Here is a 20,438-nt window from a genome sequence, read left to right on the forward strand (position 1 = left end):
GAAAAAGCCGTCATGATCTATATCGTCAAAAGGCTCTTGGCACTGGGAACGATCCTGTTGGCCTCCAGCTTTGCGGTCTTTGGCGGACTGTACCTTGCACCAGGAAGCCCCGAGCAGTTCCTGGTGCAAGGCCGGACCGTGACGCCGGAGGTACTGGCATCCATCAGGGCGCAGTACTCCCTGGACGACCCGTTTCTGGTCCGCTACTTCAACTGGCTGTGGGGTGTTGTCCAGGGGGACTTCGGCCAGTCGCTGGCCAACCGCCAGGAAGTCGCCGATCTCATCGCGGGCCGCTTGCCCACCACACTGTCCCTCACCCTCTACGCCGCGCTGATCATCGTGATTGGCGGCATCGGACTCGGTTGCCTGGCCGGACTTCGGCCGGGCTGGCTGGAGAACGTGGTGCTTTTCGGATCGAATCTCGGCTTTGCCGTACCGACATTCTTCGCGGCCCTGCTGCTGATGAGTGTCTTCGGGGTCATGCTCGGCTGGTTTCCGGTCTTCGGCTCCGGCGAGGGCCTGGCCGGCAGGCTCCATCACCTGACCCTGCCGGCGTTGGCGTTGGCGCTGCCCTCGCTGGCGGTGGTCGCGCGCATTACCCGCACCGCGGTTAAGGAAGAGCGCGAGTCCGAGCACGCCCAGACGGCGCGGTCCCGGGGAGTGCTGGAACGGATCGTCATACGGCGCCACGTCCTGCGCAATTCGATGCTTCCCGTATCAACGGTTTCCGGCGTCCACGTCGCCGCCTTGCTGGCCGGCGCCTTCGTGGTCGAGTACGCGTTCACACTCGACGGCATCGGCGCACTGCTGGTGGCGGCCGTGCAGCAGAAGGACTTCGCGGTGGTGCAGGCAGTGTCGTTGATCATGGTCGTGGCCTTCGGCCTCATCAACCTGGCCGTCGACTTGCTCTATGTCGTGATCGATCCGAGGGTGCGTTTGGGGGCGGCGTCATGAGCACGCTGGAAGAAACCGGACGCTCCGGGGCACTGAAGCGGAGCCCGTCCCGGAAGACCCGGTCGAAGCCGGATGTCCTGACGGCCATCTGCCTGGGCTGGGTGGTGCTCATTGGACTGTTCGCCCTGATCGGGCCGGCCCTCACACCGTTCGATCCGACGGCCGGCAACGTTGTGGAGCGCTATCTTCCGCCCGGGGTCGAGCATTGGCTCGGAACGGACCAGGCCGGACGGGATCTGTTCTCCCGGCTCGCCACAGGCGCCCGCTCCAGCATTCTCGCCGCCCTCGCCGTCGCCGTGCTCACCGCCGTGATGGGCGGCACCCTCGCCCTGGTCGCCGTCTGGTTCGGCGGCTGGGTGGACAACCTCATCAGCAGGGTCCTGGATTTCCTGTTCGCGTTTCCAAACCTGCTGCTGGCCGTGCTGGCGGTGGCGGTGTTCGGCGCGAGAGTGGAGACCGCCGTGATTGCCCTGGCGATCGGCTTCACCCCGTATACCGCCCGGGTGATCCGCAGCGTGGCCCTGCGCGAGCGGAATCTGCCGTATGTGAAATCGGCGGAGCTGCAGGGAATTTCCGGGTTTTCCATCACCGTGCGGCACCTGCTGCCGAACGTGAAACAGCAGGTCATGACGGGAATGAGCATCAACTTCGGCTACGGCATGATCGACCTCGCCGCCCTGTCCTACCTCGGCTTTGGTGTGCAACCGCCCGACGCAGACTGGGGCCTCATGGTTTCCTCCGGCCAGTCCTCACTTCTGGCCGGCTACCCGCAAGAGAGCCTCTACGCAGGCCTGCTCATTGTGCTGACCGTTGCCGCGCTGGGATTCCTGGGCGAAAAGCTCGGCGGGCGCCGGGCAGCAGGGAGGATCTGATGCTCGAACTGTCGAACGTCACCGTCAAGATCGGGCCGGAGCACCGCCAGACGACGCTGCTGTCCGATATCAACATCGTGGTGGAGAAGGGCGAGTCCGTCGGCCTGGTGGGGGAGTCCGGCTCCGGAAAATCCATGACCATGCGGACGATCCTCCAGACCCTGCCGCCGCGGACGGACATTGCCGGCAGGGTCCTCTACAAGGGGGAGGACACGCTGGCGTACTCCGGCGAGCGGCTCCGCGCCTTCCGGGCCGGTGCCGTCTCGATGATCTCCCAGAATCCGCAGGCCGCCCTGAATCCGGTGCTGCCGGTCAGCAAATTCCTGGTGGAAGGCATCCAAGCCGCCAGGCCTGCAGCGACCGCCCAGGAAGCCCTGCGGCTTTCCGGGGAAGTGCTCGAGCAGGTGGGCATCCACAACGTCGCCCGCTGCCTGCGTTCCTACCCGCACCAGCTCTCCGGCGGCATGCTCCAGCGGGTCGTCATTGCCGGCGCGGTTGCCCGGGGCACCGAGCTGCTGCTGGCGGACGAACCGACCACGGCGCTCGATGTCACGACGCAGTCCGACGTCATGGCCATCCTGGACGAGGCTCGGACCGAGGCAGGCATGGCGATGATCTTCGTGACCCACGACCTGGACCTGGCCGCGGCGGCGTGCGACCGTATCGCCGTCATGTCGGGCGGCCGGATCGTCGAATCCGGCCCCGCAGACCGGGTGCTGAACCGGCCGGAACACGAATACACCCGGAAGCTGGTCGCGGCCAAGCCCAGCCTGGATCACCGCATCGACGCCGGGCCAGGCGCCGACCCCCAAACCCAGGCCGGACCTCGTGCCGGGACAAGCGTCCCCGGTCCACCAAGCCGCGAGGCATCCCGAGAGGTGAAGCAATGACCGGCGTGCAGACGCAGCCCACGGCCCCCGCCGTCGTCATAAGCAAACTCAACAAGAAGTTCACCGTTGGTTCCGGCCGTAACCGCACGCACGTCCACGCCGTCAAAGACGCGTCCCTGGCCATCGAGCGCGGACACTGCCTGGCGGTGGTGGGGGAATCGGGTTCGGGAAAGAGCACGTTGGCCAGGATGCTCGTTGGGCTGGAAACCCCGGACAGCGGGTCCGTCTTCCTCAACGGCAAACCGGTCAACCCTCGGACCAGCCGCCGAATCCGGCGGGAACGGTCAAAGGACGTCCAAATGGTCTTCCAAGACCCGCAGGGGTCGTTGAACCGCCGGCTACCGGTCTCCGAGGCGGTTGCCGAGGTGTTGAAGGCCCACACCTCCCTGGACCCGGCAGCACGACGCAGACGCTGCCTCGAGTTGTTCCGGGAAGTCGGACTGACCGAAACCCACATGTCCGCGCTCCCGGACGAACTCTCCGGCGGGCAGAAGCAGCGCGTGGCCATAGCGCGGGCGCTGGCGGCATCGCCTGGGGTCATCGTGCTCGACGAGGCCGTCTCCGCGCTGGACGTCACCGTCCAGGCGCAAATCCTGCGGATGCTCGAACAGCTGCGGCGGGAAAAACAGCTGACCTATCTCTTCATCACGCATGATCTGGCGGTGGCGCGCCAGATAGCCCACTCCATCGTGGTGATGCGCCGCGGGGTCATCGTCGAAGCCGGCACTGCCGACCAGATCCTCGACAGCCCGGCACACCCGTACACCCGACGGTTGATCGACAGCGCGCCGCGGCCCGGCTGGAAGCCGCGGCGCCGCGACAGCGAGACATTGAATGAGGAGCACGACATTGACTGACCCCGCAGGCACGATCCCGCAGGTGCTGACGCTTCGAGGCGGGGACCCCCGCCAGCTGGGCGTGCAGCGCGGCACCGAAGGACGCAGCGGTATCGCCGACTGCTGGGACGTTTACCGCCAACTGTTCGAGGCCCACGGCATCAGCGAAACCATCGTGGAGCGGGAAGCCACCCGCAGCCTGGCCGCCACTGAAGCCTGGGCGACGCACCTGGCGGCCGAGATCCGCGGCACCGCGGAGGGAGCGGGCTTGCCCGTCTGGAAGGTCAGCGCCCTTAATGCCCGGACCGAAATCCTGTCCCTCTCGGAACGGGCCCGGCCGGGGGAGTGTTCTACCGTCGTCAGCGCCGGAGCCCGGCCTTTCTCCTTGCAGACCTGGGACTGGCATGAAGAACTCGCCGCCGCCTGGCACCTGCAGTCGGTTGAAACCAGTCAGGGCCGGTTCGTGGGACTGACGGAGTACGGAATCCTCGCCAAGATCGGGCTAAACGACGCCGGCGTCGGCGTGCACCTGAACGTGCTGGGTCACAGGCAGGACAGTCCGGGGGCGGTGCCCGTCCACATCGCAGCCGCGCAGGTACTGCACGCGGCAGCTACGCTGGACGAGGCCGTGGACATACTCCTCGACGCACCGGTCAAGACTTCCAGCGCCATCACCGTGGTCACCAGAGCCGGCGCAGCAATCGTGGAGCTCAGCCCCGAGGGGGCCGAGGTGATCAAGCCGACCGGCGGTCACCTGCTGCACACCAACCATTTCCTGGCCCCAAGGCTGGCGAAGGGGGACAAGACCGAGCTGTACCAGCCGGACTCCCAGCAGCGGATCGACTTGCTGGACAGGCGGGTCAGCGCTGCGTTCCAGCCCCGTCAGCCGCAGGATCTCGTGCCCTACCTGTGCTCGGTTCCCGGTGACGGGGCCGAACTGTGCTGCGTGCCGACCCCGGGTGCCGGCCTGGGCTCCCGCTGGGCGACCCTGGCAACCGTGGGCATTGACCCGGCGGCCGGCACCCTGCTCGCGTCACCGGGCGCGCCCACCGACGTGACGGCGAACAGCTGGTTCCGCATGAGTCCCGAGCCTGCCGGCAGCAACAGCCAAGACACCCCCAAGGGAGCATGATGCGGATTCTGTGTATTGGAGCAGGCGGAGTGGGCGGCGCCGCCGCAGGCATTGCCGCCCGGCGGGAATTCTTTGAGGCCTTCGTCCTGGCGGACTACGACCCGTCACGGGCCCGAGCCGTAGTCGAGGCACTGCCGCAGGGCCGGCGCGGACGGTTCAGCGCGATTGCCCTGGACGCGTCAAGCAGGGAGGCCGTTGCCGGTGCCATCAGGGACCACGGCATCACCCACGTGCTCAACGCCGTTGACCCCCGTTTCGTCATGCCGGTCTTCGAGGGTGCCGCGGACGCCGGAGCCACCTATCTGGACATGGCAATGTCACTGTCCACGCCGCACCCGGAACGACCCTATGAGCTCACCGGCGTCAAGCTGGGAGACCAGCAGTTCGAGCGGGCCGCTGAGTGGGAGGAAGCCGGGCGGCTGGCTCTGGTCGGGATAGGCGTGGAACCGGGACTCTCCGACGTCCTGGCCCGGTACGCCCAGGACTACCTGTTCTCCGTCATCGACGAGATCGGCGTCCGCGACGGCGCCAACCTGAAGGTCGAGGGATACGATTTCGCGCCGTCCTTCTCCATTTGGACCACCATCGAGGAATGCCTCAACCCGCCGGTTATCTATTCCGCCGAGACCGGTTGGAGCACCACAGAGCCCTTCAGCGACCCCGAAGTCTTCGACTTTCCCGAAGGCATCGGCCCCGTGGAGTGCGTCAACGTGGAACACGAGGAAGTCTTGCTGATGCCCCGGTGGCTGGATGCCGGCAAGGTCAATTTCAAGTACGGGCTGGGCGATGAATTCATCGAGGTGCTCAAGGTCCTGCACAAGCTGGGCCTCGATTCCACCACGCCGGTCAACGTCAAGGGAACATCCGTGAGCCCGCGGGACGTCGTGGCCGCCTGCCTGCCGGATCCGGCCACGCTCGGGCCCAGGATCACCGGCAAGACATGCGCAGGCGTCCTGGTGACAGGCGAGGACAAGGACGGCGCCCCGCGGCGGACCTACCTCTACCATGTCGCCGACAACGCCGACACCATGGCCGAATACGGCAGCCAGTGCGTGGTGTGGCAGACGGCGCTGAACCCGATCATCGCCCTGGAACTCCTGGCCTCGGGCCTCTGGAGCGGAGCCGGCGTCCTGGGCCCGGAGGCGTTCGACGCCAAACCCTTCCTGGACCTGATGTCGGCGCCCGCACCCGAGGGCTACGGTTCCCCGTGGGGGATGCGGGAGGAAACGGCCAATCGGAGTGGCAGAATGCATTAACTGCTACCGATCGAAGGGGACCGCGTGGCCATCAAGGACAAACTGGCAGGCGCACGGCGCAAGCTGAAACGGATTGCCGCGCGCGCGGGCCAGTTTCGCGTGCGCGAGAGTGACTCCGGGCCGACGGCCAGTGCGCAGACCGCGCGGGTGGCCGTGGTGATCCCGGTATTCAACGCGTTGCCCTACCTGACGGAGCTGCTGGAATCGCTGGTTGCACAGGACCTGGACCCGGCGCTCTTCGAGGTGATCGCCGTGGACGACGGCTCCACCGACGGCGGAGGCAAGCTGCTGGACGAGTACGCCGCGCGGCATCCGAACTGGCGGGTCATCCACCAACAGAACAGCGGCTGGCCGGGGAAGCCCCGCAACGTAGGGATCGCCGCCAGCAGTTCCGATTACGTCTTCTTCTGCGATGCGGACGACAGGCTGGGGCCCGAAGCACTGCGCCGGATGGTTGACTTTGCCGACAAGCACCAGGTCGATGTGCTGGCCCCGCGGATGGTCGGAATCGGCGGCCGGCGCGTGCAGTCTTCGCTGTTCACCGAGACCGTGCCGGACGTTCCCGTGCGCAAGATCCTGGGCACGCTCTCACCGCAAAAGCTGATCCGGCGTGAGCTGCTGGACACACACGGCATCCGCTTCCCGGAGGGCAAAGTCCGGCTGGAAGACGGCATGATGCTCACCCGCTGCTATCTGGCCTCCCGGAGGAACGCGATCGCGGCCGACTACGACTATTACTTCATCCGCACCCGCGACGACGGAACCAACATCAGCTCCGAGCGCGCCATCCCTGAGGGGTACACCGGATCCGTCGCCGAAATCGCGCGGATCATCAGGGAGAACCATCCGGACCCAGAACAGGCCGAGCTGCTGGTGCTGGACCTGTACCGGCGCAAACTCCTTCGCTTCTACGTGCCCGACCGCTACCGGTCGATGGCGCCGGGCACGCGGCAGCGGTGGGTGGCGGCCCATGCCGCCTTCGTGGACCAACACATTCCGGAACGGCTGGAGGAGCAGCTGTCATTTCCTTACCGGCAGCGCTCGCAGCTGGTCCGGGCACGGGATGTGGAAGGCCTGCTCAAGCTGGCCACCACCGAGGAAGCGCTGAAACCGACGCCGCGGGCCCTGCAGCCCCGGCTCGACGGGGAGTCCGTGTCGTTCGGGTTGGTGTTCGAACCGGCGGCGGAATACGAATCGGTCCGGCTCGTGGCACGCGCCCGCGGGACAGACGCCGAGCTCGGCTTTGACGTCAGGGACGACGGCGGCGGCTACCGTGCCGTACTGCCCCGGAGTGAACTGGCAGGGCTGGGCCCGGTGCTGGTGGACCTGTTCGTGCAGCTCCGGTTGGACGGCATGGACGGTCCGGCCCGCAGGATCCTGGCACCGGAGCAGGGGTTGCCGCTCATTGCCGCAGGCCTGCGCGCCTACGCCACGGTGCATGGGAACCTCAGCTTGGACCAGCGCAAACAGCCCGCGGCGTAGGGCGTGGCCTAGGGGAGGCGCCGGGGCGGCCCGGACCTCAGGCCGCGATCTCCCGGGCCGTTGCCTCCAGGACTGCCCGGAACGCCAGGATGGCCGGTCGGTTGGCAGAGCCGCGGCGGACCGAGGTGAAGACCGTGCGCCGCGGCAGGCCCGGCAGGTCCAGCAGCAGGCAGGTGGTGTCCCGGCCGGTCCAGACCAGGTCCGGCATGAACGCCACCGCGTTGCCGGATTCAATCAGCCGGATCTGCGCCTGCAGGTCGGCCGTTTCATACCGCACATCCGGCTCGAATCCGGCCTGGCGGCACGCCTGTTCTGCCCAATGCCGGGAAGCTGCGCCATGCGGCTCCATCACCCACGGCAGCCTCCGGGCGTCGTCGACCGAGGTGACGGCGGTTCCGGCCACGGCGGCGGGCGGTACCGCGAGCCGGATGGCGTCGCTGGTCAGTTTCTGGCGGTCCAGCTCCGGATGGTGCGGCGCCGCGTGGCCGGGGTACTGCTCGGCGATGACCAGGTCGAAGTCGCGCGCCCAGGTCTCGTACAGCGCCGTCTCGGGTTCACGCTGGACCATCTCGATCCGCACGTCCGGGTGCCGCTGCCGCATGGCTGTGAGGGCCTCCGGCAGCAGCGCCAGCGCCGCCGATTGGAACGCCGCCAGCCGGACGGTTCCGGTCACCGCGGTCAGCGACGCCGCCAAGTCCGTTTCGGCCTGCTCGAGGGTGGACAGCAGCGACTCGGTGTGCACCACGAGGATCTCGGCCTGCGGCGTGAGCTGCACCCGGCGTCCGGCCTTTCGCAGCAGCGCCACCCCGGCCTCCTTTTCCAGCAAGGCCAGCTGCTGGGAAACGGATGACGGGCTCAGGCTCAGCGCGGCGGCCGCCTCCGCCAAGGTGCCGCGGACTTTGACCTCGCGCAGCAAGCGCAGTCTCCGGACATCCAGCACGGCATCTCCATTCATCAGCAAAACCGATGATTATCGGTCGGAAAAGATCGCTTTTGCTTCACGAAGTCTAGCTCCATACTGGTCTGAGGGAACATTGCAATTTCGTTGAAGGGACAGATACTGCCGTGAACGATGCCCTGAAGGAGGCTCCGGTGCAGACCACTAACCTGCCCGATGAGCAGATGGCCGACCTCGCCGCCGACTCCATCAAACTGGTCCGCCACTGGCTGACCGAGGCCGAGAAAGTCCCCGCCGACGCCTCCGCCCGCCAGCTGGCCGGCGTCCTGAATGATCCGAACGGGCTGGATTTCACCGTTGGATTCGTCGACGGCGTGATCCGCCCCGAGGACCTGCGCGTTGCCGCCCGCAACCTGGCCGCACTGGCACCGAAGGTTCCGGCCTTCCTGCCCTGGTACATGCGGGCCGCGGTGCGCGTGGGAGGCACCATGGCCCCGGTCCTCCCGCACGTGGTCATTCCGGCGGCCCGGCGGGTGCTGCGCGAAATGGTGGGCCACCTGATCGTGGACGCGACGGATGCCAAGCTGGGCCCGGCCATCGCCAGGATCCGCCGGGAAGACGTTCGGCTGAACATCAACCTGCTGGGCGAGGCCGTCCTGGGGAGCCGCGAGGCGGAACGCCGGCTCGAAGGCACCAAACGCCTGCTGGCCCGCGACGACGTCGACTACGTTTCCATCAAGGTCTCCTCTACCGTGGCCCCGCACTCGCACTGGGCCTTCGACGAGGCGGTGGAGCACGTCGTCGACAGCCTGACTCCGCTGTACCGGCAGGCGGCCAACTCCCCGAAGCCCAAGTTCATCAACCTGGACATGGAGGAGTACAAGGACCTGGAGATGACCATGGCGGTCTTCACCAGGATCCTGGACAAGCCGGAGTTCGAACAGCTGGAGGCCGGCATTGTGCTGCAGGCCTATCTGCCGGACGCACTGAAGGCCATGATCCGGCTGCAGGAGTGGGCCGCGGCCCGCCGTGCCCGCGGCGGCGCCGCGATCAAGGTGCGCGTGGTCAAGGGAGCCAACCTGCCCATGGAACAGGTGGAGGCGTCGCTGCACGGCTGGCCGCTGGCCACCTGGGGAACCAAGCAGGACTCGGACACCAACTACAAGCGCGTGATCAACTACGCCCTGCACCCGGACCGGATCGGCAACGTGCGGATCGGCGTCGCCGGGCACAACCTATTCGACGTCGCGTTCGCCTGGTTGCTGGCCAAGCAGCGCGGCATCGGACACCTCGCGGGTGCCATCGACTTCGAGATGCTGCTGGGCATGGCGCAGGGCCAGGCCGAGGCGGTGAAGAAGGACGTCGGGTCGCTGCTGCTCTACACCCCGGTGGTCCACCCCGGCGAGTTCGACGTGGCCATCGCCTACCTGATCCGCCGGCTCGAAGAGGGCGCCAGCAGCGAGAACTTCATGTCCGCGGTCTTCGAGCTGAGCAAGAACGAGCACCTCTTCGAGCGCGAGAAGCAGCGCTTCCTCGCCTCGCTCGAGAACCTCGACGACGACGTCCCGGAACCGAACCGGCAGCAAGACCGCACCAAGCCCGAGCCGGCCCGGCCCGTCGATTCCTTCGACAACATCCCGGACACCGATCCGTCCCTGCCCGCCAACCTGGCCTGGGGCCGGGAGATCCTGTCCCGCGTCCCCGGTTCAAGGCTTGGCATCGATACCGTTGCCGGCGCCGAGGTCAAGGATGAGGCGCAGCTGGAGCAGGTGATCGCCACGGCCGTCGAGCAGTCCAAGAGATGGGGCGCGATGAGCGGCGCCGAACGGGCCGAGGTGCTGCACAAGGCCGGCGACAAACTGAATGCCCACCGCGCCCGGCTGTTGGAGGTCATGGCCGCCGAGGCCGGCAAGACCCTTGACCAGGGCGACCCGGAGGTTTCCGAGGCCGCCGACTTCGCGCACTTCTACGCCGAGCTGGCGCGCATGCTGGACACTGTGGACGGCGCCGAATTCGTTCCCTCCAGGCTGACCGTGGTCACCCCGCCGTGGAACTTCCCGACGGCGATCCCCGCCGGAGGCGCCCTCGCGGCGCTCGCCGCGGGCTCCGCCGTCGTGATCAAGCCTGCCAAGCAGGCGGCCCGCACCGGGGCCGTGATGGTGGAAGCGCTGTGGGAGGCGTTCGACGAAGCCGGGGTGCCGCGCGATGTGCTGCAGCTGGTGCAGCTGGGCGAGCGCGAACTGGGCCGGCAGCTGATCTCGCACCCGGAGGTGGACCGCGTGATCCTCACCGGCGCCTACGAGACCGCCGAGCTGTTCCGCTCTTTCCGCCCGGACCTGCCGCTGCTGGCCGAGACGTCCGGCAAGAACGCCATCATCGTCACGCCCAGCGCCGACTTCGACCTGGCCGCCAGGGACGTCGCCTACTCCGCGTTCGGCCATGCCGGGCAGAAGTGCTCCGCGGCCTCGCTGGTGATCCTGGTGGGATCCGCCGCCACGTCGCCGCGCTTCCGCAACCAATTGGTGGACGCGGTCACCTCTATGAAGGTGGGCTATCCGCAGGATCCGGCCACCCAGATGGGCCCGGTCATCGCCCCGGCCGACGGCAAGCTGCTGGACGGGCTGACCACGCTGGGCGCCGGCGAGAGCTGGCTCATCCGGCCCGAACGGCTGGACGAGACCGGCAAGCTCTGGAGCCCGGGCGTGCGCACCGGGGTGAAGCGCGGCTCGCGCTACCACCTGACCGAGTTCTTCGGCCCGATCCTCGGGGTAATGACCGCCGAAACGCTTGAAGAGGCTGTCGCCATCACCAACGACATCGAGTACGGCCTGACCTCGGGCTTGCATTCATTGGACCGGGACGAGCTGGACTACTGGCTGCAGAACATCCAGGCCGGCAACCTCTACGTGAACCGGGGCATCACGGGCGCCATCGTGCGGCGCCAGCCCTTCGGCGGCTGGAAGAAGTCCTCGGTGGGAGCCGGAACCAAGGCCGGCGGACCGAACTACCTGATCGGGCTCGGCGACTGGGAGACCGCCCCGTCGACGGCCACCGCCGAGATCACGGGCGCGGCCGCGAAGCTGTTGGAGGCGGCCCGGCGCGCGGGTCAGACGCTGCCCACGGACGAGCTCGCCGGGCTGGAACGCTCGCTGCACTCGGACGCGGCCGCCTGGGCCGCGGAGTTCGGCGCGGCCAAGGACGTGTCCGGCCTGACCGCCGAGCGCAACGTGTTCCGCTACCTGCCCGTGCCGGTCACGGTCCGGCTGTCCGACGGCGAGCCGCTGGCCAAGTTGGTCCGCGTGCTGGCCGCCGGCGTACGGGCCGGATCCCAGGTCACGGTGTCCACATCCGTCGAGCTCCCCGCGGCACTGCGGGCCGTGGCCACGGAGCTGGACCTTGCCGTGGTGGTGGAGGACGACGCCGACTGGCTGGCCCGGGTGCCACGGCTCGGCGCCGGGCGGATCCGGATGATCGGCGGCGACGCCAAGGCGCTTGCCGTGGCCACCGGCGGGCGCCCGGATGTTGCGGTCTACGCCCACGACGTGACCGAAGCCGGCCGGGTGGAAATGCTGCCGTTCCTGCACGAGCAGGCCGTCAGCATCACCGCGCACCGCTTCGGCACACCTAACCACCTGTCCGACGGCCTGATCTAGCCGGCGGCAGCCGATGCAGGCGGCGGTGTATTTGCACCGCCGCCCGCGTGTGTCAGGCTCGGGCTATGGCTGACGACCTCTCTTTCCGGCTGAACGAGGACCTCAGGCGCTACGAGGTGCTGGCCGCCGGATCCTTGGCCGGGTACACCGAGATTCAGGCGCACGGCGGGACCGTGGCGTTCACCCATACGCGCGTGTTCGATGACTTTGCCGGCCAGGGCCTGGCCGGCAGGTTGGTCGGCCATGCGCTGGAGGACGTGGTCGCCGGCGGGAGGAAGATCGTGCCGTACTGCGAGTACGTCGCGGGCTGGCTGCACCGGCACCCGGAGTACGAGCCGCACGTCGAGTGGCCCGAAAGCCCAGAATAGGATCCGGCGCGCGTAGGATCCGCCGCGCGCACGGGCGGGTTGCCGCCGCCGGTTGTGCGGCGGGGTCAGGGGTGCCGGCGCATCCAGCTCACGGCGTGCAAGGTCAAGGCGCAGACCACGGTGAGCAGCCCGGCGATCAGGATCATGGGCGCCACGGACGTAAAGATGAAAATCCACGGCGGCCCGTAGACGCCGGTGGGCCCGAGCATGGCGTCCAACTCGATGAAGTGCGGTGCAATCGAACCCCAGACCCCGAACCCGGCCAGCCCCACGCCCAGCACCCACATCGCCCCCAGGAACGGATTAACCGTCCGGCGGAGCGGCGCCGCATCTGCCGGGCCCGCCGTCACGACGGCGTCGGGCGGAATGACTTCGGCGATGCCCGTCGACTGGGCTGTGGGGTTGTCGGCGCGCGGGTCCGTCGCTGGCGCCGCCAGCCTCGCGGCGGTGGGGAATGCCGGGCTCATCCGGGTGTCCGGCGTGGTGACGGGCCGGGCGGCCGCCGCCGGCCGGGCCGCCGCGGTCCGCGGGGTGCCGGTCGTTGGGATGCCGGCCGATTCGCCGCCGCGCTGGTAGATCGAGTCGTACCGCTGGTCGAACTGTGATGCGGACATGGTCCCCCTTCTCGCCGGCCTTTGCTTGAATCTACCGGATGCCCGGCGGCGCTGTTAGGCTGTGCGCCATGGGAATTCTGATTTTCGAGTAACCAGGTCTTGGACCGGTCAAGCCGACAACCAAACAAGGCTTGCTGAGGCTGTACCTCGCGAGTGGTTCCCCTGATCTCACCCCCGCTCACGCCCGGATGATGCTCCGGGTGTTGTGGCGTCCCGTCTTGACGACCGGTGCGGCGGACCAGTTCCCGGCAGGCTCCTGAAAATACCGAAGGAGAGCCATGACTGACATCGATCCGCGGGCAACACAACCCGCCGAATCCCGTGAACCAACCATCCACCTCGCTCCGGCCGCCGCGGCCAAACTGACCGAGGACCAACAGGCGAGGCTGGCTTCCCGCCGTGCGGTCAACGCCGGCGACCTGGCCGGCTGGCACAGCATCGGCAACAGCCACAAGCCGAAGCACGCCAGCGGCCGGCAGGGTCCGCCCGAGAAAAAGGTCCGCTGGTAACACCTGCCCGCGAGGGCGCCGGCCGGTGCCCCGGTGGAAGTTTCCGCCGGGGCACTGCCCTGTCCAACCGGGCCACCGTGTATGCGGCAGGCCGGTCCTGAAGGCGACGCCCGCTGGGCGGCGCGCCCTGGGCCTGATATCGCCCTGTGCCTTATATAGGGTGGCAGGAGAGGGCGCCCTGAGCGGGCGGAGCGACGGGAGGAAAACGGCATGAGGCCCGACGTGCGGCGGATGTTGCTGATCCAGGCCGGCAACATCCTGCAGTTCGCCATCGCCGCGGGCGTCATCGTCGTGGCCATCGACACCATGACGGCCTTCTCGCTGGGCTCGCGGCACGACCCGGAGGGCGGCGGCACGTTGGCGGGCTTCGCCCTGGCCGGAGCCATCGCCGTCGTTGTCCTCGCGGTTTTTGCCTACCGCTGGACGGCGCGCGGCGAGCGGTATGCCCCGTTGTTCGCGGTGCTCGGCTGGGCGGTGCTCTGGCTGCCGCTCAGCCTGACGCTGGGCATGGGCGGCGTGGGCCTGGCGTACCTGGCCACGCTGGTGTGCGGTGCGGGCATTGTCCTGTCGCTCGTGGCGCTGGGCAGCAAAAAACCGCGCTGACCGTCGAGGCAGGGCCGGCACGCGGGCCGTGGGGGCCCGCGTGCAGCGGCTGCCTCAGCCTGTGGGCCTAGAGGCCGCGGGTTTCGTCCCGCCGGATGGTTTCGCCCGTGTTCGGGTCCTCGATGCGGCGGCTTTCCGTCACGCGGTGCTCGCGGCGCGGCATGGCCATGATGATGGAGATGATCAGGCCGAGCACGCCTACACCCATCAGGATCCAGCCGATCAGCGTCAGGTCGATGAAATCCACGACGTCGGCAACGGCGAAGGCCAGGATTGCGCCGATGGCAATCAAGGCAATTGATGATCCGATTCTCATAGCCAGCAACTCCTTTAGGTTGGGCGGCCGGCGCAGCAGTCGCTGCGTCCGGCCGTCGTACAGGAAGTACGCGGTGCTTTGTCAGCATACTTGGTGTTTTGGGGAACGTCCCGCAACCCGTGACTTACGCTTAAGGCCGGAACACCATCACGGTGCTGATTGCTCCAGGAGGGTTTGTGGCCAGAGGACGAAAGATCAACCCAGCCATGCGCGTCGCCGCCGATGCGGCTTTCGACAAGCACGGCAACCCAAAGCCCGGCGTGACGACCGGCATCATGAAGGCGCTGGACGTCCAGCGGCCGCTGGTGCTGGCCAACTTGGACCGGCTGCGGCGCAAGAACCCGGACGCGACGCCGGCCGAGCTGGCCGCGAAGTTGGAAAAGAAATACCTGGCGGCGGTGACCACCGGCGGTGCGGCGGTGGGGGCATCCGCCGTCGTGCCGGGCGTGGGCACGGTGGCGGCACTCGGCCTCTCCGCGGCGGCTACCGTGGGCTTCCTGGAAGCCACCGCCCTGTTCGCCCAGTCCATCGCCGAACTGCATGGCATCGATACCGAGAACCCCGAACGCTCCCAGGCCATGGTGATGGCCATCCTGATGGGCGACGAGGGCAGCTCCCTGATCAAGGAGTTCGCCGGGCAGGCCGGCGGGCGCGGCGGAAACCCGTCGCGGGCCTGGGGAAACGCGGTCGGCAGCAGCATGCCCTCCGGCATGGTCAGCTCGCTGGTGGACAGCCTGAAGAAGCGCTTCCTGACCAAACTGCTGGCCAAGCAGGGGACGGCGATGCTCGGCCGCGCGGTCCCGTTCGGCATCGGCGCGGCCGTCGGTGGTGCCGGCAACCACGTGATGGGCCGGCGCGTCATCGACGCCACCAGGACAGCCTTCGGGGAACCGCCGCTGGTGCTGCCGATGTCCTTGGTGGAGGACCTGACCGACAACCGGTACCGGCTGGGCGAGCTGCCCGCGGTGCCCGGCCGGGTCGCCGCCCGGATGCTGGAGAGGCTGCCCGGCCGCAGGCGGACGGCGCCGCCGGCCCTCGAGGCGTCCGGGGACCAGGACGGCGATGCCCGCAGCCGCTCCACCGGCGGACCCGACGACGGGACCGGGCCGTGACGGTATCCGGCACCGGACCTGCCGGCCCCGGCGATGTGGTCCGAGCTGAATCGGGGGGCCGGCCGGGGATCGACCTGAACAGCGATCTCGGAGAATCGGTCGACGGTCGGCTGATGGGCGATGACGCCGCGATGTTTCCGCTGATCACCAGCGCGAACATCGCCTGCGGCTACCACGCCGGCGACGACGAGACGATGCTGGCCGCCTGCCGCCGCGCCGTGGAGCACGGGGTGGCGGTGGGCGCGCACGTTTCCTACCGGGACCGGGCCGGGTTTGGCCGCCGAAGCCTGGAGGTCGCCGCGGCCGACCTGACCGCCGATGTCGCTGACCAACTGGCAGCCCTCGACCGGATCGCCAGGCGCGCGGGGGCGCGGGTGGCCTACGTGAAACCGCACGGCGCGCTCTATAACCGGATAGTCCACGACCGCAGCCAGGCCGCGGCGGTGGTCGAAGCCATCGGCGCCTTCGAGCCGCGGCTTCCCCTCCTCGGGCTGCCCGGATCCGCGGCGCTCGAACTGGCGGCCGCCGCCGGACTGCCGGTGTTCCGGGAGGCTTTCGTGGACCGCGGCTACCGGGCGGACGGAACGCTCATTCCGCGCGGCGAGCCCGGCGCCCTGCTGGAAGACCTGGAGGAGATCGCCGACCGGGCCGTAAACTTCGCCCGCGCCGCGGCAGCGGATTCGCTGTGCGTCCACGGCGATACCCCGGGCGCGGTGGCGATGGCACGGCTGGTCCGGGAACGGCTGGCCGCGGCCGGAATTCCGCTGCGTCCCTTCACGGGTGCGGCCGGCAACGCTGCCGGCCACCGCCCGCCCGCCGCCGGGGATCCCCGCGCCGCCGGCGCGGCAGCCGTTCCCTCTCCGTCCGGGCCCCGCACCACAGGACGGTAGGGTGCGGATCCTGCCCTTCGGCGCGGGCGCCCTGCTCGCCGAATTCGACACCCTCGACGACGTCCTGGCGCACTACAGCGCACTCTCGGTTGCGCCGCTGCCAGGCGTGACGGAGCTGGTTCCCGCGGCCCGCACCATCCTGGCGACCTTCGACGACCCGGCGGCCGCCGCCGTCGTCCGCCGCTGGCTGGAACAGACCCCGCCGCACGACGGCGGCGCACGCACCACCGGGGACGAGGTCACGGTCGAGGTGGACTACTCGGGGGAGGACCTGCCGGCGGTGGCGCGGATCCTGGGCGTGAGCGAGGCGGAGGTTGTGCGGCGCCACCAGCAGTGCGAATGGATTGCCGCTTTCACCGGCTTCGCGCCGGGCTTCGCCTACCTGGTGGCACCCGGGAACCCGCTGCAGGTACCGCGGCTGGCCGAACCGCGGACCCGGGTGCCGGCCGGGGCGGTGGGTTTGGCGGGCGAATTCACCGGCATCTACCCCTTCGCGTCGCCCGGCGGCTGGCAGCTGATCGGCAGGACCGATGAGCGGCTGTGGGACGCCGCGCGGGAGCAGCCGGCACTGATTGCGCCGGGAACGCGCGTGCGGTTCAGGGCGGTGTAGCCGGTGATCACCGTAGTCACGGCGGGGCCGCAACTCCTGGTGCAGGACCTCGGCCGGCCGGGGCACGCCGCGATCGGGCTGAGCCCGTCCGGCGCACTGGACGCCCGGGCACTGCGCATGGCCAACCGCCTGGTCGGAAACCCTGACACCGCGGCGGGGCTGGAGTTGCTGCTGGGCGGCGCTGTGCTGCGGTTCGACGCCGACACGGTGGTGGCGGTGGCCGGGGCCTCCGGCAAACTCTCGGTGACGGGCCCGGGAAACGCGGCGGCTGAGCCTGCGTCCGCGGGCCGGCAGCGGATGGACCAACCGGATCTTTACCGGCCCATCCGCGTCCGTGCCGGCCAGCGGCTGGAGATCGCCCCCGCCGCGTCCGGGCTCAGGTATTACTTGGCGGTGGCCGGCGGCATCGTGGCCGAGACCCTGATGGGATCGGCGGCCACGGACCTGCTCTCCGGCATGGGACCGGCTCCGCTGCGGGACGGGGACATGGTGGAGACCGGGGTTGTTCCACCGGCCGGACGGACCGGCTCGAACCCCGCCGCCGCGCTCGCCGGCCGGGGCCGAGGACCCGCCACCCACCGACGGTCCGCCGCCGATTCCCGTTGGACGCCGGTGCCGCTGCCGCCCGCCAGTGTTGTGACCGTGCGGCTCCGCCCCGGACCGCGGCTGGACTGGTTTACCGCCGACGCCCGCCAGCGCCTGGTGCTGGGCCATTGGGCGGTCAGCCCCGAGAGCAACCGGATCGGACTGCGCCTGCTGGGCCGGCCGCTGCAGCGTGCGGTCGACCGGGAACTGCCCAGCGAAGGCATGGTTACCGGCGCGGTGCAGGTGCCGCCGTCGGGCTTGCCCACCGTGTTCCTGGCCGACCATCCGGTGACCGGCGGCTATCCGGTGCCGGCCGTGGTGGAAGCGGCCGACCTCCCGGCGCTGGCCCAGGCCCGGCCCGGCCAACGAATCCGCTTCCTCTGGGCGGGCTAGGCCCGACGTAGTCCTTGCGCTCCGTTTCGTGACTGGTGCTCCGGTTCAAACCGGAGCACCAGTCACGAACTGGAGCGGATGCTCCATAGGGCGGCACTCAGCCGCGCGGCTAACCGAAGGCGGCGGTGGCCACCGTGAAGATCGCCAGCCCGGCCAGGGAGCCGACCACGGTGCCGTTGATCCGGATGAACTGCAGGTCCCTGCCCACCTGGAGTTCGATCTTCCGCGACGTCTCCTGAGCATCCCAGCGCTCCACCGTTTCGGTGATGACGGCGGCAATCTGGGAGCGATAGGTGCGGACCAGATACCCGGCGGCCTCCTCGATCCAGCCGTCGATCTTGGCCGCCAGCTCCGCATCGGTGGCCAACCGGTGGCCGAAGTCTCCGACCGCCCGCTTGAACGTCAGGCTCAACCCGCTCTGGGGGTCCTCCACAGCCTCCAGCAGGGCGGTTTTCAGCGTCTCCCACGTGCGCGCCGCCAGGGAGCGCACTTCGGGGTCGCCCAGGGCGTTGTGTTTGATGGCCTCCACCCGGGCCATCATCTCGGGATCGTGCTGCAGGTCCTGCGCCAGGGAGTTCAGGTACCCGTCCAACTGCTGGCGCATCGGATGATCCGGGTCGGCCTGCACCGCGATGATGAACTTGTACAACTCCAGATGCACCTTGTCGCCGACCAGCGAATCCAGGAACGGCGGGACCCAGGTCGGTGAGCGGTCGGACACCAGCCGCGCCACCGTGTCCTGGTTGTCCAGTACCCAGTCGGCGGCGCGGTCCAGCAGCAGATCCACCAGCTTCAGGTGGTGGCCGTCGCGCAGCACGTGCTCGGCCAGCCGGCCCAGCGGCGGTCCCCACTGTGGGTCGATCAGATGCCTGCGGGCCAGCGACTCAATCAGTTCCTGCACGTCCTCGTCATTGAGGACCGTCAAGGCTCCGCGGATGGCCGTGGCGCCCTCGCGGGCAATCCGTTCGGTGTTTTCCGGCCGTTCCAGCCAGAGGCCGGCCTTGGCAGTGATCCCAAGGGACCCGATCTTGGCCTTGACCACGTCCTCGGCCAGGAAATTCTCTTCCACGAACTGGCCCAGGCTGGCGCCGATCTGATCCTTGCGGCGCGGGATGATCGCGGTGTGCGGAATCTTCAGCCCCATCGGGTGTTTGAAGAGTGCGGTCACGGCGAACCAGTCCGCAAGCGCACCCACCATTCCGCCCTCGGCCGCGGCCCGGACATAGCTCAGCCACGGGTAGCGGTCCTGCAGCGCGAACGACACCACGAAGACCACCGCCAGAACCAGCAGCAACCCCGTGGCCAGCAGTTTCATCCGCCGCAGTCCTGCGGCACGGACGCTGTCGGGCAGCACGGCAAGCCGGCTAGTTCCGCCCCCGGGGAGGTTTTCGGGGGCGTTGTGCGCCGCGTAGCCGACCGTCCGCCCTTCCGCCGTGTCAGGTGCGACGCCGCCGCCCGTCTGAGTGCCCATGTTGCCTCCGAAACCGAATTGCTGAACGATCATCGTTCGTTCACCCACCAGTCAACCCTACGGCGGGCCCGTATGTCCGGTCATCGCGTACGGTGAATTCATGCACCAGAGGATCTACGCCCACCGTGGTTCCAGTGAACAGTATGCGGAGAATACGCGGGCCGCTTACCTGCAGGCGATCGCCGACGGCGCCGATGGGATCGAGTGCGATCTTCACCTGACCAAAGACCGCCGGCTGGTCTGTTTCCACGACTTCACGCTGGACCGCACCTCCACCGGCACCGGCAACGTGTCCGATCACACGCTGGACGAACTGCTGCAACTGGATGTCAGTTCGTGGAAGGGCACGCCGATTCCGGTCGAGTACGGCGGCACCGCCGACCAACTGGTGACGCTGGACGATCTGGTGGATCTTATGCGCGACGCCGGCCGGCCGCTGGGCCTGGCCGTGGAGCTCAAGCACCCCAGCCCGTATGGGCAGGAGCTGGAGGACGAGGTGCTCAGGTACCTGATGGCGGAGGGCTGGGACCCGGAAACCTCCCGGCTGGACAACATCCAGCTGTCCTTCATGAGCTTCCACCCGGACGCCGTGAACTACTTGGCCGACCACATACCGGGCCAGTATCTCTGCCAACTCCTGGATGACATCGACGCCGAAGAACTCAAAGCCAGCCTGCTGATGGGCGAGTTGACCGTCGGCGCCGTTGCGGTACTGCTGCGACGGGCGCTGTCTGAAGGCGAAGGCCTGATCGAATCGCACCGCGTGGGCTGGGCCGGACCCGGCATCGATTACGTGCGCTCGCATCTGCCGCTGGTCCGGCGCTGGCTCGACGCCGGCACGCAGTTCCGCGTCTGGACGGTGGACGATCCGCAGGACGTGGAACTGTGCCGCGAGTTGGGTTTCGGCGAAATCACTACCAACCGGCCGGCCGCGGTCCGCCGGCAGCTGCAGGCTGCACCGGCCTGAACAGCCGCTGCCGTAACCGGGTCCGTT

At 68.7% G+C, this 20,438-nt stretch carries 20 protein-coding genes; 16 read left to right on the forward strand and 4 right to left on the reverse strand.

The window, feature by feature from the left end; all coding sequences use genetic code 11:
• Positions 1–12 precede the first annotated feature (12 nt).
• The 7 genes from AC5RWG_RS10810 to AC5RWG_RS10840 are packed head-to-tail and all read left to right on the forward strand — an operon-like array spanning position 13 to position 7,422.
• Complete coding sequence (locus AC5RWG_RS10810; protein WP_494001958.1) at positions 13–954, forward strand: ABC transporter permease; 942 nt, start codon at positions 13–15, stop codon at positions 952–954.
• Positions 951–1,826: an ABC transporter permease gene (locus AC5RWG_RS10815; RefSeq protein WP_494001959.1), complete on the forward strand. Its 876-nt coding sequence runs from the start codon at positions 951–953 to the stop codon at positions 1,824–1,826. The genes AC5RWG_RS10810 and AC5RWG_RS10815 overlap by 4 nt, the downstream gene beginning before the upstream one ends.
• A complete protein-coding gene (locus tag AC5RWG_RS10820) occupies positions 1,826–2,716 on the forward strand; it encodes an ABC transporter ATP-binding protein (protein ID WP_494001960.1) in 891 nt (296 codons plus the stop codon). The genes AC5RWG_RS10815 and AC5RWG_RS10820 overlap by 1 nt, the downstream gene beginning before the upstream one ends.
• Entirely contained in the window at positions 2,713–3,573 is an 861-nt protein-coding gene (locus tag AC5RWG_RS10825) for an ABC transporter ATP-binding protein (protein WP_494001961.1), read from the forward strand. Before AC5RWG_RS10820 ends, AC5RWG_RS10825 begins: the two co-directional genes overlap by 4 nt.
• On the forward strand, positions 3,566–4,684 hold the full coding sequence (locus tag AC5RWG_RS10830; protein ID WP_494166891.1) for a C45 family autoproteolytic acyltransferase/hydrolase: 1,119 nt from the start codon (positions 3,566–3,568) through the stop codon (positions 4,682–4,684). The genes AC5RWG_RS10825 and AC5RWG_RS10830 overlap by 8 nt, the downstream gene beginning before the upstream one ends.
• Complete coding sequence (locus AC5RWG_RS10835; RefSeq protein ID WP_494167118.1) at positions 4,684–5,940, forward strand: saccharopine dehydrogenase family protein; 1,257 nt, start codon at positions 4,684–4,686, stop codon at positions 5,938–5,940. The genes AC5RWG_RS10830 and AC5RWG_RS10835 overlap by 1 nt, the downstream gene beginning before the upstream one ends.
• 24 nt (positions 5,941–5,964) lie before the next feature.
• Entirely contained in the window at positions 5,965–7,422 is a 1,458-nt protein-coding gene (locus tag AC5RWG_RS10840) for a glycosyltransferase family 2 protein (RefSeq protein ID WP_494074962.1), read from the forward strand.
• Positions 7,423–7,459: 37 nt separating this feature from the next.
• Here the strand turns inward: AC5RWG_RS10840 and AC5RWG_RS10845 are convergent, their stop codons facing one another.
• A complete protein-coding gene (locus AC5RWG_RS10845; RefSeq protein ID WP_494013766.1) occupies positions 7,460–8,362 on the reverse strand; it encodes a LysR family transcriptional regulator in 903 nt (300 codons plus the stop codon).
• Between the two features lie 182 nt (positions 8,363–8,544).
• Here AC5RWG_RS10845 and AC5RWG_RS10850 point away from each other — a divergent pair, with 182 nt between their 5' ends.
• On the forward strand, positions 8,545–11,973 hold the full coding sequence (locus AC5RWG_RS10850; protein WP_494167119.1) for a bifunctional proline dehydrogenase/L-glutamate gamma-semialdehyde dehydrogenase: 3,429 nt from the start codon (positions 8,545–8,547) through the stop codon (positions 11,971–11,973).
• A gap of 65 nt (positions 11,974–12,038) precedes the next feature.
• On the forward strand, positions 12,039–12,341 hold the full coding sequence (locus AC5RWG_RS10855; RefSeq protein WP_494001965.1) for a GNAT family N-acetyltransferase: 303 nt from the start codon (positions 12,039–12,041) through the stop codon (positions 12,339–12,341).
• A gap of 65 nt (positions 12,342–12,406) precedes the next feature.
• Here the strand turns inward: AC5RWG_RS10855 and AC5RWG_RS10860 are convergent, their stop codons facing one another.
• Positions 12,407–12,955, reverse strand: coding sequence for a hypothetical protein (locus tag AC5RWG_RS10860; protein ID WP_494166892.1), 549 nt, complete (start codon positions 12,953–12,955; stop codon positions 12,407–12,409).
• 278 nt (positions 12,956–13,233) lie between these two features.
• Here AC5RWG_RS10860 and AC5RWG_RS10865 point away from each other — a divergent pair, with 278 nt between their 5' ends.
• Together AC5RWG_RS10865 and AC5RWG_RS10870 are read left to right on the forward strand one after the other, a co-directional pair.
• On the forward strand, positions 13,234–13,464 hold the full coding sequence (locus tag AC5RWG_RS10865) for a hypothetical protein (protein ID WP_494024877.1): 231 nt from the start codon (positions 13,234–13,236) through the stop codon (positions 13,462–13,464).
• Between the two features lie 210 nt (positions 13,465–13,674).
• The gene (locus tag AC5RWG_RS10870) at positions 13,675–14,067 is read left to right on the forward strand and encodes a hypothetical protein (RefSeq protein ID WP_494166893.1); all 393 of its coding nucleotides are present in this window, start codon (positions 13,675–13,677) and stop codon (positions 14,065–14,067) included.
• Positions 14,068–14,134: 67 nt separating this feature from the next.
• On the opposite strand, the gene AC5RWG_RS10875 is transcribed toward AC5RWG_RS10870, so the two are convergent.
• The gene (locus tag AC5RWG_RS10875; protein ID WP_494001969.1) at positions 14,135–14,383 is read right to left on the reverse strand and encodes a DUF6458 family protein; all 249 of its coding nucleotides are present in this window, start codon (positions 14,381–14,383) and stop codon (positions 14,135–14,137) included.
• A 176-nt stretch (positions 14,384–14,559) separates the two neighbouring features.
• On the opposite strand from AC5RWG_RS10875, the gene AC5RWG_RS10880 reads away from it, so the two are divergent.
• From AC5RWG_RS10880 to AC5RWG_RS10895, 4 genes are all read left to right on the forward strand, one after another.
• A complete protein-coding gene (locus tag AC5RWG_RS10880; protein ID WP_494001970.1) occupies positions 14,560–15,495 on the forward strand; it encodes a hypothetical protein in 936 nt (311 codons plus the stop codon).
• A gap of 68 nt (positions 15,496–15,563) precedes the next feature.
• Positions 15,564–16,385 carry a LamB/YcsF family protein gene (locus AC5RWG_RS10885; protein WP_494025743.1) on the forward strand — a complete coding sequence of 274 codons (822 nt, stop codon included), beginning with the start codon at positions 15,564–15,566 and terminating at the stop codon, positions 16,383–16,385.
• 1 nt (position 16,386) lies between these two features.
• A complete protein-coding gene (locus AC5RWG_RS10890) occupies positions 16,387–16,995 on the forward strand; it encodes a 5-oxoprolinase subunit B family protein (RefSeq protein ID WP_494166894.1) in 609 nt (202 codons plus the stop codon).
• Between the two features lie 3 nt (positions 16,996–16,998).
• Complete coding sequence (locus AC5RWG_RS10895; RefSeq protein ID WP_494166895.1) at positions 16,999–17,973, forward strand: 5-oxoprolinase subunit C family protein; 975 nt, start codon at positions 16,999–17,001, stop codon at positions 17,971–17,973.
• Positions 17,974–18,082: 109 nt separating this feature from the next.
• Here the strand turns inward: AC5RWG_RS10895 and AC5RWG_RS10900 are convergent, their stop codons facing one another.
• A complete protein-coding gene (locus AC5RWG_RS10900) occupies positions 18,083–19,288 on the reverse strand; it encodes a DUF445 domain-containing protein (RefSeq protein WP_494002340.1) in 1,206 nt (401 codons plus the stop codon).
• 256 nt (positions 19,289–19,544) lie between these two features.
• Here AC5RWG_RS10900 and AC5RWG_RS10905 point away from each other — a divergent pair, with 256 nt between their 5' ends.
• Positions 19,545–20,411 carry a glycerophosphodiester phosphodiesterase family protein gene (locus tag AC5RWG_RS10905; protein ID WP_494001973.1) on the forward strand — a complete coding sequence of 289 codons (867 nt, stop codon included), beginning with the start codon at positions 19,545–19,547 and terminating at the stop codon, positions 20,409–20,411.
• Positions 20,412–20,438 lie beyond the last annotated feature (27 nt).

It is taken from the genome of Arthrobacter sp. Y3221160 (assembly GCF_059092585.1).

What these genes read in the sequence shown, in the direction of transcription:
- AC5RWG_RS10810 (WP_494001958.1), top strand. Translation starts at nt 13, where the DNA reads ATGATCTATATCGTCAAAAGGCTCTTGGCACTGGGAACGATCCTGTTG.
- AC5RWG_RS10815 (WP_494001959.1), top strand. Translation starts at nt 951, where the DNA reads ATGAGCACGCTGGAAGAAACCGGACGCTCCGGGGCACTGAAGCGGAGC.
- AC5RWG_RS10820 (WP_494001960.1), top strand. Translation starts at nt 1,826, where the DNA reads ATGCTCGAACTGTCGAACGTCACCGTCAAGATCGGGCCGGAGCACCGC.
- AC5RWG_RS10825 (WP_494001961.1), top strand. Translation starts at nt 2,713, where the DNA reads ATGACCGGCGTGCAGACGCAGCCCACGGCCCCCGCCGTCGTCATAAGC.
- AC5RWG_RS10835 (WP_494167118.1), top strand. Translation starts at nt 4,684, where the DNA reads ATGCGGATTCTGTGTATTGGAGCAGGCGGAGTGGGCGGCGCCGCCGCA.
- AC5RWG_RS10850 (WP_494167119.1), top strand. Translation starts at nt 8,545, where the DNA reads ATGGCCGACCTCGCCGCCGACTCCATCAAACTGGTCCGCCACTGGCTG.
- AC5RWG_RS10855 (WP_494001965.1), top strand. Translation starts at nt 12,039, where the DNA reads ATGGCTGACGACCTCTCTTTCCGGCTGAACGAGGACCTCAGGCGCTAC.
- AC5RWG_RS10860 (WP_494166892.1), bottom strand. Translation starts at nt 12,955, where the DNA reads ATGTCCGCATCACAGTTCGACCAGCGGTACGACTCGATCTACCAGCGC.
- AC5RWG_RS10865 (WP_494024877.1), top strand. Translation starts at nt 13,234, where the DNA reads ATGACTGACATCGATCCGCGGGCAACACAACCCGCCGAATCCCGTGAA.
- AC5RWG_RS10870 (WP_494166893.1), top strand. Translation starts at nt 13,675, where the DNA reads ATGAGGCCCGACGTGCGGCGGATGTTGCTGATCCAGGCCGGCAACATC.
- AC5RWG_RS10875 (WP_494001969.1), bottom strand. Translation starts at nt 14,383, where the DNA reads ATGAGAATCGGATCATCAATTGCCTTGATTGCCATCGGCGCAATCCTG.
- AC5RWG_RS10900 (WP_494002340.1), bottom strand. Translation starts at nt 19,288, where the DNA reads ATGAAACTGCTGGCCACGGGGTTGCTGCTGGTTCTGGCGGTGGTCTTC.
- AC5RWG_RS10905 (WP_494001973.1), top strand. Translation starts at nt 19,545, where the DNA reads ATGCACCAGAGGATCTACGCCCACCGTGGTTCCAGTGAACAGTATGCG.